The organism is Brevibacillus soli (assembly GCF_044759095.2).
Classification (GTDB): Bacteria; Bacillota; Bacilli; order Brevibacillales; family Brevibacillaceae; genus JBIYSM02.
The window spans coordinates 1-10862 of record NZ_JBIYSM020000072.1; the positions used below are offsets into that span (position 1 = coordinate 1).

Sequence of the window (10862 nt, forward strand, 5' to 3'; positions counted from 1 at the left end):
ACCTTCTTAGTTTCAAGAAGGGCTGACAAATACCATAACGTACCCTTGTCAGTTGCTAATTGTAATTTTTTAACAAATTTTACGTTAGGTGTGTTTGCTATACCCAAATTGAGTAAAAAAAGTATTTGACATAGTACGCTTATATACTAAAAAAGGCCGGCAGAGCCGGGCCCGCTTTTTGCCTATGGTCTATGATATGCATCATTTGAGGTAACGTGAAAGTCGTAACGCGGCACTTTTTGCCTCAAGGCGGCGATCACCTGTTGTTCAATTGACCGGGCCTGGCTAGCCGTCACGTTTGGGATCAGATCAAGCGTAACATATGCCTCTCCGCCGTTTAAGGTGATTCGTGCCCCCTCCACGCCGGGTACGCTTTTGGCCATCATTTCCATGTTGTTCCGATCAATCTGTGTGTTGCGAACGGCGGCATGCCCCATCAGGAGGTTGGGATTCTGGTTCCGGCCCATCAGGTAATCCCTGCCCTCGGTCAGAGGTGCTCCCCTGTCAATGATGTCGTGGTCACGGTCGCTTTGTATCGTCGCGTTTCGCTGAGGATCCAGCGCTTGCGTGCCGAAGCTCTTTTCCTGCGGCTGGGTGCGTCCGCAACCGGATATGAGGGATGCCCCCAGCGCAACGGCCGCAAGACTAAACAGTACGCTCTTTGTGTATGGTGTGCGCAGCATGAAAAAGCCACCTCCTGTTTGCCTTAGTTTGCGCATCGCTTGCGATGCCCATTCAAAAGGGGGTACAGGGGCGGCGTGGCTCCGTCCAGGGTTTAGGATTGGACGGGAGGATTGTAGTAATGAGGTCGGCACACGCTTGAGTATGTATCGTTTCCGCCGATCTCAATCGTTTCCCCGGTGTAGACCGGAACTCCGTTTTTGAATTTCAGGACGTGCGTCGCCTTTTTGTTGCAGTAAACGCAGACCGTTTTGATCTCCTCAATCTTGTCGGCCTCGCACAGGAGATAATGGCTTCCCGGGAATAGCTGGTTTTTAAAGTCCTTCAACAGGCCGTACACAATGACAGGAATCTGCAGCTTGTCCACGATGTTCACCAATTGCGTAACATGCTGCTTGTTCAAAAACTGTCCTTCGTCCACCAATACGCAATCCGGCTTCTCTGCTTCCGCCTCTACCATGTGAAACAGGTCCGTGTCCTCATCAACCGGGATGGCTTCCCGGCGGATTCCTACGCGCGAAGCTACTATGCCAACGCCGTAACGGTCGTCGATGGCGGGGGTAAACACCATCACTTTTTTACCCGATTGCTCATAATTATGGGCTACCGTCAACAGTTGAATGGATTTGGAAGCGTTCATCGCCCCGTAACGAAAATACAGTTGCGCCACGTCACTTCTCCCTTTACGCCAAAGATGTCACTGCTCTTCCACGACTTATACTCCTATTGTAGGGGTACGCCACGCAGGACGGGAAGATATTTTTTCCTATCTGCAAAAATAAAACCAGGCAGATCTCTCTACCTGGTTCCAATCTTTTTTTAGGAAAGATTGTATTTGCGTTTGAAACGGTCTACACGGCCACCAGCGTCTACGAACTTTTGTTTGCCTGTGAAGAATGGGTGGCAGTTGGAGCAGATCTCTACACGAAGCGCTTGTTTTACGGAACCAGATTCAAACTCGTTGCCGCAAGCACAAGTCACTTTTACTGTGTTGTACTTAGGATGGATTCCTTGTTTCATCTATTCGCACCTCTTTTCCGCCCTGAATCGTTTGCCGAAACAGAGTTATATAAACACAAACAAAATAGTAGCACGTCTGTCGGGTAAATGCAACAACTTCAGACCTACACCATGTTTTTCCGACGGCGAAGCTCAGCCGGCGGAACGTGCGTGAAGGAGCCGATCACGACGTCAGGCAGCTCCTGCTGGTAAATCTCAATCGCCTGCTTCATGCCGAACACTTCGCCCTTCGCCTTCGGGATCATTTCCAGATAGCTCTCCGGATCAATGTTCAGATTGCGGAGCTGAATCAGCTTGATGCCGGTGCGGCGGATGAAGGCGATCATCGCCTCTATCTCTTCCTCGCGATCAAAGACACCCGGGAAGCAGAGATAGTTGATGGAGGTGTACACCCCTTTGGCAGAAGCGTACTCAGCGGAGCGAGCCACGTTTTCCAGCGTGTAGTTGCGCGGCCGGTAATACGCATTGTAATGCTCGTCAATCGCGCTGATGATGCTGACGCGCATGAGATCCAGCCCGGCGTCCACAATGCCTTTGATATGGTCGGTCAGCCCGGCGTTCGTGTTGATGTTAATATAGCCCATGTCCGTCTGTTCCCGAACGCGGCGCATCGCCGGCACGATCAGGGAGGCCATGGTGGACGGCTCTCCCTCGCAGCCCTGGCCGAAGCTGATGATGCTCTCCGGAGTCTGCAGATGGTGGAGCATCACTTCCACCAGTTCATCCACTGTCGGCTTGAAATTCATTCGGGTTTGCGGCGCAGGGAACCCGCTCTCTTCGGGCTGCTCGGATATGCATCCGTAACAGCCGGCATTACAGGTGTAGGAAACGGGAAGGCTTCCTTCCCAGCGGTGGAAAAAGTTGTTGGAGGCGGTCAGGCACTCGTATTCCAACGCACAATGGGATAAATGCTGGAGGATCCGGTTGCCGGGGAACAGCTCCAGCGTCTGATTCACGCGCTGACGGAGCTCGTCCATCGGGTAGTTGACCGGGTTCCACTTGTGCGGCTCGTCACTCTGACGGCCGGCAATCCAAAATTGGCCGTCTTTCCACACCACAGCGGTGTAGCCGAACAGCGGAAACTTGCTTTGCTTGTTGGTCTTGATGTAACCCGGCAGCAGCAGACGGGTAAAGCCCTGCGGGATCAATGCCCCAACAGCCATAAAGCCGTCCAGCTTTACCATCTCCCCGGTATCCGGGTCCATGCCGATCGGCACGGTATCCGGAAGACTGACCAATGTCGCCCCTTCCGGAAGAGGAATCAACTCGTCCTCCAGAATCTCTGTCAATATATCTCCGTTACGTCCCACCGCGAGCAGCTCGGGGTGATCGTAGACGTTACGTTTGTTGTCTGCGTATACCAAAAACATGAAAAAATCGCCTCGCTTCTTTGCTGTAGCCCATTGTATCGCAACGAAGAAGCAAAGTAAATGTGAAGGGTTTACCTGCGCAGGTAGCGAAGCGGATTCATCGGCACATCGTCCTGCCTCACCTCGAAATGCAGGTGGTAGCCGGTTGAGTCCCCGGTTCGCCCCATATACCCCAGAATGTCACCTTGCCTGATGACTTGACCGGGAGAGACGACGATCCTTCTCAAATGCGCATAGTACGTCTGCAGACCTTCGCCGTGATCCAAAACAACCATGTAGCCGTATCCTCCCCGGTTGGTCCCTGCTTCAACCACGACACCTTCCTTGGCGGCATGGATGGGAGTTTTGCCTTCCCCTTCATTCCACAGATCAAGGCCTTTGTGCAGTCGTCCCCAACGCATTCCGAAGCCGCTGGTAATCGTCGCTTCCTTTACCGGCCAGTCCATGGCTCGCATACGGGTCGCTTTTCTGCTGGCAGCCTGTGCCATTTGCCTGCGCAGCTGAACGTTTCCGGCCAACATCGGAGACGCCTCCGGTACAGGCACATACACAACCTGTCCCACATAGAGGTTGTCAGGAAGCAGTTGCAGCAGCGGATTGCGCTCGATCAACAGTTCCTTTTTGACCGCGAACCGCTCGGCAATCTGGTTCAACGTCTCCCCCCGTTGCACAGAGTGAGCCACCTCGTTGCGTCTGATGACCAGCTTCATGCCGATTCCCATCTTATGCGGGTTCTGTAATTTGTTCGTTTCAACCAGCTCCTGAAGCGTAAGACCGTAGCGGTGAGCAATTTCGGAGAGCGTATCTCCGGGCTGTACGGTATAAACCATGACAGAGTCCCGACTGGTCTTGGGAGCGGCAGAAAGCGCGCTGTACGGGTTAAAGGCTTGAAACAGGGCCTGTTCCACTACCGCTTGTTTGGCTTCCTGTTGTACGGCTGGCATGTCTACGTAGTGAAATCCCACTGCAATCCCTCCATCTGTCCAACTATCACCTTCATTTTCCTAAGATATGCCAAAGGCCCCAAAAAAATAACGGCGAGTGGTCAACTCACCGTCATGTTTGATGGCTTGGCCTGGTTTCGTCCAGGTTTGGATTCGATGCTTTGCAGGAATTCGATGTTCGTTTTGGATTCAGCCAGTTTCTTAATAAATGATTCCACATAATCATGGCTGTCGTTCATGTTTTTGCGGATGGTCCACAGTTTGTCCAGTTCTTCCTTGGACAGCAGCAGTTCTTCACGACGCGTTCCCGAACGGCGAATGTCGATCGCCGGAAAGATACGGCGTTCTGCCAGTTTGCGGTCCAGATGCAGCTCCATGTTCCCCGTGCCCTTGAACTCTTCGTAAATGACATCGTCCATTCTGGAGCCGGTCTCGATCAGGGATGTGGCCAGGATGGTCAGGCTTCCTCCCTCTTCGATGTTGCGAGCCGAACCAAAGAAGCGCTTCGGACGATGGAACGCCGCCGGATCGATCCCCCCGGAAAGCGTACGTCCGCTTGGAGGAATCACCAGATTGTAGGCTCGCGCCAGTCGGGTAATGGAGTCAAGCAGGATGACAACGTCCTTTTTGTGTTCCACCAGACGCTTGGCCCGCTCCAGGACCAGCTCGGCCACCTTGATGTGGTTTTCCGGCAGCTCGTCAAATGTGGAAGCAATCACTTCCCCTTTGACCGAACGCTGCATGTCGGTTACCTCTTCCGGACGTTCGTCAATGAGCAGGACGAACAGATGAATGTCCGGATGATTGGCTGTAATGCTGTTGGCAATCTCTTTCAGCAGCATGGTTTTGCCAGCCTTTGGCGGGGCGACAATCAGCCCCCGCTGCCCAAGGCCTACAGGCGCAATCAGGTCCATCAGACGAGCGGAAATTTTATCGGGCGAAGTCTCCAGGACGAGTTTTTCTTGGGGATACAGGGGTGTCAAAGCGGGGAAGTGAAGACGTTCAGCGGCTAATTCGGGGTCTTGACCGTTTACAGCTTCCACCTGCAGCAGCCCGAAATAGCGTTCGTTTTCCTTGGGCGGCCGCACCTTGCCAGATACCAGATCTCCCATTCGCAGGTCAAAACGGCGAATCTGGGACTGGGAGATGTAAATATCCTCGGAGCTGGGCAGATAGTTGATCGGACGCAGGAATCCGTACCCCTCCGGCAGGATTTCCAGTACGCCCTCCATAAACATCAAGCCGTCACGCTCCGCCCGGGCTCGAAGGATGGCAAAGATCAATTCCTTCTTTTTCATCTGGGAATAGTAAGGAATTTGGTATTCTTTCGCTAACTTGTACAACTCCGTCAGCTTTTTTTCTTCCAGTTCTGAAATGAGCATTATTCCACCACTCTTTACTTCTCTCTTATACTATTCTAGTCCGATGTCTGCTTTACAATACGAGGCGAGGCTTGCGTTCCAAGCGATGGTTTCCTTCAATAAAACGAACGGTTCCGGTTTTGGCTCGCATGACCACGGAGTGAGTCGTCGCACGTGTCCCCTGGAAGCGCACTCCCCGCAGCAGTTCCCCATCGGTCACACCGGTTGCCGCAAAAATCGCGTCGTCCCCTTTGACCAGATCGTCCATGAAGAGCACTTGATGGGGGTTGACCAGTCCCATACGCTTGCAGCGTTCCACTTCCTCTTCGCTTTGCGGCAGCAGTTTGCCCTGAATCTCTCCACCCAGGCATTTCAACGCCACAGCAGCCAAAACACCCTCAGGGGCACCGCCGGATCCAAACAGGATATCGACACCGGTGTCAGGGAAAGCGGTATTGATGGCTGCGGCTACGTCTCCGTCCGAAATCAGTCTGATCCGGGCGCCCGCTTTGCGGATGTCATGAATGATTTTGGAATGGCGATCGCGATCGAGAACGATGGCCACCAGGTCGCTGACGTCTTTTCCATTGGCCTGTGCCACCGCCTTCAAGTTGTCCTCCACCGGCGCGTTGATGTCCACCTTGCCAACGGCTTTCGGCCCTACGGCAATCTTTTCCATGTACATGTCGGGCGCGTGAAGCAGGTTTCCGCGGTCGGCGATGGCGATTACGGAAATGGCTCCCCACGTCCCTTTGGCGACGATATTGGTCCCCTCCAGCGGATCAACTGCCACGTCTACAAACGGCGCCACGCCTTGGCCCAGCTTTTCGCCAATGTAGAGCATCGGCGCTTCGTCCATTTCTCCTTCACCAATGACGACCACGCCGTCCATCGGTACGTTTTCAAACTCTTTGCGCATCGCTGTCGTTGCCGCATCGTCAGCTTCGTCCTTTTTGCCCAAACCCATCCAACGGGCAGAAGCCAGCGCTGCCGCCTCCGTGACGCGTACCAGTTCAAGCGTTAAACTACGTTCCATTCTTGGAAGACTCCTCTCCTGGTGTATTTCACATATGGTGTCGTTCCTGACGATGAGAGCTTACCCGCTGCACATCGGCGCCGAGGTTCTGCAGCTTGCCCACCAGATTCTCGTAGCCGCGGTCGATGTGTTCCAGTCCCTCCAGCTCAGTCGTCCCTTGAGTGGCCAGTCCGGCGATTACCAGAGCGGCACCGGCCCGCAGATCGGACGCCACCACTTTGGCTCCCAGGAGCTTGTGACCACCCTCAATGACGGCGGAGCGGCCCTCCACTTTGATATTGGCTCCCATGCGGCGCAGTTCGTCGATATGGCGGAACCGGGCGCTGTAGATATTGTCGGTGACGATGCTGGACCCTTTGGCCAGTGTCAGCAGCGCAGTAATCGGCTGCTGCAGGTCGGTCGGAAACCCCGGATACGGGCTGGTTTTCACGTCGGCAGCCCGGTACGTGCCCTTTCCGTTTACCAGAATGCAGTCATCCATTTCAATCACTTCAGCACCGATTTCCCGCAGTTTGGCGGTGACGGACTCCAGATGCTTCGGAATGACGTTTTCCAATGTGACGCTGCCGCCCGTCGCTGCAGCCGCTATCATGTACGTGCCTGCTTCGATGCGGTCCGGGATGATGGTGTGGCGGCACCCTCTAAGCCGCTCTACTCCTTGGATGCGGATGATGTCGGTACCCGCTCCCTTGATGTTTGCCCCCATATTGTTCAGCAGGGTAGCCACGTCGACGATCTCCGGCTCGCGGGCTGCGTTTTCAATGATAGTCACGCCTTCCGCCTTGGAAGCTGCCAGCATGATGTTGATCGTGGCGCCCACGCTTACCAGATCGAGGTATATTCGGGCTCCTTTGAGCTTGTTCGCGCGAATGGTCATGACGCCGTTCTGGTTTTCAACCCGGGCCCCCAGGGCTTCAAAGCCCTTGATGTGCAGGTCGACGGGACGCGGTCCGAGGTCGCACCCTCCCGGAAGCCCTACGCGAGCTTCACCGAATTTGGCCAGCAGCGCTCCCCAGAGGTAGTAGGAGGCACGCAGTTTTTTCACGCGGCCGTTCGGCATCAAGACGGATTGCATGGCCCTCCCGTCAATCTCCATCCAATCGTCCTCGAAGAGCACATCGGCTCCCATCTCACGCAGCAGCTTGAAATAGATGTCAACGTCTTGAATCTTCGGCAGGTTTTCGATGACGACGGGTCCGTCCGCCAGGAGTGCTGCCGGGATCAAGGCCACCGCGCTGTTTTTCGCGCCGCTGATGGTCACTGTTCCGGCCAGCGGCTTTCCACCGTTGATAATCAGCTTTTCCATGATCTGATCTCCTCAGGCATAATCGGGAAAGAAGCACCTTCCCCAACGGAAAAGGTGCTCTGTACGTCAAAAAACCGCTTGTTACTTCTGCATGCTCGCCCAGTCTGACAGGAACTTCTGCAATCCGCTGTCGGTAAGCGGATGAGCCAGCAGCTGTTTGAACACTTTATACGGAATGGTCGCGAAATGAGCGCCGCGGCGAGCCGATTCCGTCACGTGAATCGGGTGGCGGATGCTGGCCGCGATGATTTCCGTCTCAATTTCGTGAACCGCAAAAATCTCGGAAATGTCGGTAATCAGCTGTAAGCCGTCTTGACCGATATCGTCCAGGCGGCCGAGGAACGGAGACACGTAGGTAGCTCCTGCACGTGCCGCCATCAGTGCCTGGTTTGCTGTAAAAATAAGGGTCACGTTGGTTTTGATTTTACGTTTCGCAAAGTACTTGACCGCTTTCAGGCCTTCTTCGGTCATCGGGATCTTCACGACGATGTTTTTGGACAGGGAGGCGAGCTTCTCGCCCTCTTCGATCATTCCTTTGGCATCGGTACTGATCACTTCCGCACTGATCGGGCCGTCCACGATGTCGATAATTTCCTTCAGCGTCTCAATAAAATCGCGACCTTCTTTGGCTACGAGCGACGGGTTGGTGGTCACTCCCGCCAATACGCCCCACTCATGGACGTCGCGAATTTCTTTCACATTGGCTGTATCAATTAAAAAGCGCATGGTGTACCTCCTGGTTACGCACGATTGCTGCTGCCAAACAGACGCATTTTACCTTTCACAACTTCCTTGATCGCTTCACGGGCAGGACCCAGGTATTTGCGCGGGTCGATTTCGTTCGGCTTGGCGGCAAGAATTTTGCGCACCGTTTCGGTACATGCGACTTGGCTTTCCGTGTTGACGTTGATTTTTCCAACACCCAGACTGATCGACTTCACGATGGACTCATCCGGCACACCGGAACCGCCGTGGAGTACGATTGGAGCACCGATGTTTTTCGCCACTTCTTCGATAATGTCAAAGCGAATTTTCGGCTCACCCTTGTAAATGCCGTGCGCTGTACCGACAGCAATGGCCATGTAATCTACTTTGGTCTCTTCCCAGAAGCGGATGGCCTCTTCCGGTTTTGCCAGTGCTGCATCTTCCTCGTCTACGGAGAGATCATCTTCTACCCCACCGATTGTACCCAGCTCGCCTTCAACAGAGACGCCAACTGCATGAGCAGCCTCAACAACCTGCTTCGTCAGGCGAATATTCTCTTCCAACGGATAGTGGGAGCCGTCAAACATTACGGAAGAAAAGCCGGCGCGGATACACTTCATGACAACGTCAAAGCTGCTGCCATGGTCAAGATGCAGGGCAACCGGAACGCCGGCGCGCTCAGCTGCAACTTTTGCGATTGCAACCGTGTAATCCAGCCCCATGTACTTCATTGCGCCTTCGGATACACCAAAAATCACGGGCGATTTTTCTTCCATCGCAGCTTCCGTAATCGCTTGCGTAAACTCCAGGTTGTTCAGATTGAACTGTCCTACAGCGTACTTGTTCTTTTTGACGTCCTCTAAAAAAGCGGTCATAGGTACCAGTGGCATCTTTCGAAAATCCTCCTACTTGTGGTCTCTTTTAACGTGGCTTATTATACCACAGTCCTCTGCTTGTTAACAGGTTGGCTTACCCAGAAGGAAGTGTAAATCAGCAGGCCAGCTGTTGGTGAACCGCCATGCGCAGCTCGTCAATGTCAAACGGTTTGGTAAAATGTGTCAACGCACCCAGTTGGGTCGCTTCCTTGATCATGTCCAGTTCCCCGTAAGCCGTCATCATGATGACTTTAATGTTCTGATTGATCTTTTTGATGTGCTTCAAAATTTCGATTCCATCCATCCCCGGAATTTTCATGTCAAGGATGACCAAATCTGGAGATTCTTTCTCCACAATTTCCAAGGCCATTTTGCCGTTGGCGGCCTGGAAGGTTTTGTAGCCTTCTTTGCCCAGAACCTCGTACAACAGGATGCGAATGCCATATTGATCATCTACAACCAAAACTTTCTTATCCTGCATGAACAATCCCCCTGCTCCCATTCCATTTTCTTAACCTTCTTGATTCGCCCAATATTAGGAAAATCCTGCATTCCTTGTGTACTTTTTCGGTAATTTGACGAAAGAAGAGTATAATGTGGGGAGAAAAACCGGAAAAACCGAGGGAGTTACCGAACGCCATGGAACATGTCTGGCTCATTTGTTTGTTTACATCCATCATCCATACGACGGAAACGCTCTCCTATGCCGTACGGCTAGCGGGCGTACGAACCGGCAAACTGGCTGTCGCCCTTTCACTGACAGGCATGATTCTGCTTGTCTCCCGTACGTCCAACCTGATTCAGGCTCCCATGACCGGAGCGCTGATCGATCAGGCCATGCACATGCACCTAGACGTCTCCTGGCACTTCCGCTTTATCATCGCCGCCGCTTCCGCGGGCACGGTTACGGCGATTCTGCTGTTCCCCACGTTCGTGCAGCTCTCCAGGCGATTGATCGCGCATTTGGAGATGGCCGGCTCCATCCCTCAGCTGCTGAAAAACTCTGTTTCCGTGGAAAGCATTCGCCATGTCAGACAGCACATTCGGATCCCCCGCTTGCAGGCGCTCTCCCGCTTTCGCATCAAGGGCATACCGAAGCGTTTACTGCTGCTGAACTGCATCGTAACCGCGATCTACACCGTAAGCATATTGTCTACCTTGTATGCATCGCTGATCTCCCCGGATTTCAAAGCGACCATCCTGATGTCGTCCGGGCTGATCAACGGCTTCGCCACCATCATCCTGACCATCCTTGTCGACCCGCAGGTAGCCCTCCTCACCGACAGAGCAATGAACGGCCAAACGGAACCGGATACTCTCCGGGAAATCTACATCTGGCTGATGATTTCACGCTTTCTGGGAACCCTGCTGGCACAGCTGTTGTTTATCCCTGCCGCCTACTGGGTCGCCTGGATCGGACCGCTGTTTCATTAAGGGGGGCCCCGAACACTTTCCAAGTGGCTGTATTGGATGTCCATTTTTATAAATTCTACCCTGAAAATCTAAGTGACTTAGAACAGGCCTTTTTGGCAATAGCAAACTAAGCCCCCGTTGCTTCGTTTTT

At 53.5% G+C, this 10862-nt stretch carries 12 protein-coding genes; 1 reads left to right on the forward strand and 11 read right to left on the reverse strand.

Annotated elements, in window-relative coordinates; translation table 11 throughout:
* Positions 1 to 182 precede the first annotated feature (182 nt).
* From ACE99V_RS19470 to ACE99V_RS19520, 11 genes are all read right to left on the reverse strand, one after another.
* The gene (locus ACE99V_RS19470) at positions 183 to 683 is read right to left on the reverse strand and encodes a sporulation protein (RefSeq protein ID WP_400492865.1); all 501 of its coding nucleotides are present in this window, start codon (positions 681 to 683) and stop codon (positions 183 to 185) included.
* Positions 684 to 775: 92 nt separating this feature from the next.
* Positions 776 to 1351 carry a thymidine kinase gene (locus tag ACE99V_RS19475; protein ID WP_400492866.1) on the reverse strand — a complete coding sequence of 192 codons (576 nt, stop codon included), beginning with the start codon at positions 1349 to 1351 and terminating at the stop codon, positions 776 to 778.
* A gap of 149 nt (positions 1352 to 1500) precedes the next feature.
* Entirely contained in the window at positions 1501 to 1701 is a 201-nt protein-coding gene (gene rpmE, locus ACE99V_RS19480; protein ID WP_400492868.1) for a 50S ribosomal protein L31, read from the reverse strand.
* 104 nt (positions 1702 to 1805) lie between these two features.
* Complete coding sequence (locus ACE99V_RS19485; protein ID WP_400492869.1) at positions 1806 to 3071, reverse strand: radical SAM family protein; 1266 nt, start codon at positions 3069 to 3071, stop codon at positions 1806 to 1808.
* A 71-nt stretch (positions 3072 to 3142) separates the two neighbouring features.
* Positions 3143 to 4015: a peptidoglycan DD-metalloendopeptidase family protein gene (locus ACE99V_RS19490; RefSeq protein WP_400492877.1), complete on the reverse strand. Its 873-nt coding sequence runs from the start codon at positions 4013 to 4015 to the stop codon at positions 3143 to 3145.
* A 101-nt stretch (positions 4016 to 4116) separates the two neighbouring features.
* Positions 4117 to 5397, reverse strand: a complete 1281-nt coding sequence (gene rho, locus ACE99V_RS19495; protein WP_400492870.1) for a transcription termination factor Rho — start codon at positions 5395 to 5397, stop codon at positions 4117 to 4119.
* 52 nt (positions 5398 to 5449) lie between these two features.
* Complete coding sequence (glpX, locus tag ACE99V_RS19500) at positions 5450 to 6412, reverse strand: class II fructose-bisphosphatase (RefSeq protein WP_400492871.1); 963 nt, start codon at positions 6410 to 6412, stop codon at positions 5450 to 5452.
* Positions 6413 to 6440: 28 nt separating this feature from the next.
* Positions 6441 to 7718: a UDP-N-acetylglucosamine 1-carboxyvinyltransferase gene (gene murA, locus ACE99V_RS19505; protein WP_400492872.1), complete on the reverse strand. Its 1278-nt coding sequence runs from the start codon at positions 7716 to 7718 to the stop codon at positions 6441 to 6443.
* Positions 7719 to 7799: 81 nt separating this feature from the next.
* Complete coding sequence (gene fsa / locus ACE99V_RS19510; protein ID WP_400492873.1) at positions 7800 to 8444, reverse strand: fructose-6-phosphate aldolase; 645 nt, start codon at positions 8442 to 8444, stop codon at positions 7800 to 7802.
* 14 nt (positions 8445 to 8458) lie between these two features.
* Entirely contained in the window at positions 8459 to 9313 is an 855-nt protein-coding gene (fba, locus tag ACE99V_RS19515; protein ID WP_400492874.1) for a class II fructose-1,6-bisphosphate aldolase, read from the reverse strand.
* Positions 9314 to 9413: 100 nt separating this feature from the next.
* On the reverse strand, positions 9414 to 9779 hold the full coding sequence (locus tag ACE99V_RS19520) for a response regulator (protein WP_400492875.1): 366 nt from the start codon (positions 9777 to 9779) through the stop codon (positions 9414 to 9416).
* Between the two features lie 158 nt (positions 9780 to 9937).
* Here ACE99V_RS19520 and ACE99V_RS19525 point away from each other — a divergent pair, with 158 nt between their 5' ends.
* Positions 9938 to 10732: a lipid II flippase Amj family protein gene (locus tag ACE99V_RS19525; protein ID WP_400492876.1), complete on the forward strand. Its 795-nt coding sequence runs from the start codon at positions 9938 to 9940 to the stop codon at positions 10730 to 10732.
* Positions 10733 to 10862: the final 130 nt, after the last annotated feature.

Bases quoted from the DNA above. Each gene is read 5' to 3' on its own strand.
- murA (WP_400492872.1), bottom strand. From the start codon at position 7,718: ATGGAAAAGCTGATTATCAACGGTGGAAAGCCGCTGGCCGGAACAGTG.
- ACE99V_RS19470 (WP_400492865.1), bottom strand. From the start codon at position 683: ATGCTGCGCACACCATACACAAAGAGCGTACTGTTTAGTCTTGCGGCC.
- glpX (WP_400492871.1), bottom strand. From the start codon at position 6,412: ATGGAACGTAGTTTAACGCTTGAACTGGTACGCGTCACGGAGGCGGCA.
- fba (WP_400492874.1), bottom strand. From the start codon at position 9,313: ATGCCACTGGTACCTATGACCGCTTTTTTAGAGGACGTCAAAAAGAAC.
- ACE99V_RS19520 (WP_400492875.1), bottom strand. From the start codon at position 9,779: ATGCAGGATAAGAAAGTTTTGGTTGTAGATGATCAATATGGCATTCGC.
- fsa (WP_400492873.1), bottom strand. From the start codon at position 8,444: ATGCGCTTTTTAATTGATACAGCCAATGTGAAAGAAATTCGCGACGTC.
- ACE99V_RS19485 (WP_400492869.1), bottom strand. From the start codon at position 3,071: ATGTTTTTGGTATACGCAGACAACAAACGTAACGTCTACGATCACCCC.
- ACE99V_RS19490 (WP_400492877.1), bottom strand. From the start codon at position 4,015: ATGCCAGCCGTACAACAGGAAGCCAAACAAGCGGTAGTGGAACAGGCC.
- rho (WP_400492870.1), bottom strand. From the start codon at position 5,397: ATGCTCATTTCAGAACTGGAAGAAAAAAAGCTGACGGAGTTGTACAAG.
- rpmE (WP_400492868.1), bottom strand. From the start codon at position 1,701: ATGAAACAAGGAATCCATCCTAAGTACAACACAGTAAAAGTGACTTGT.
- ACE99V_RS19525 (WP_400492876.1), top strand. From the start codon at position 9,938: ATGGAACATGTCTGGCTCATTTGTTTGTTTACATCCATCATCCATACG.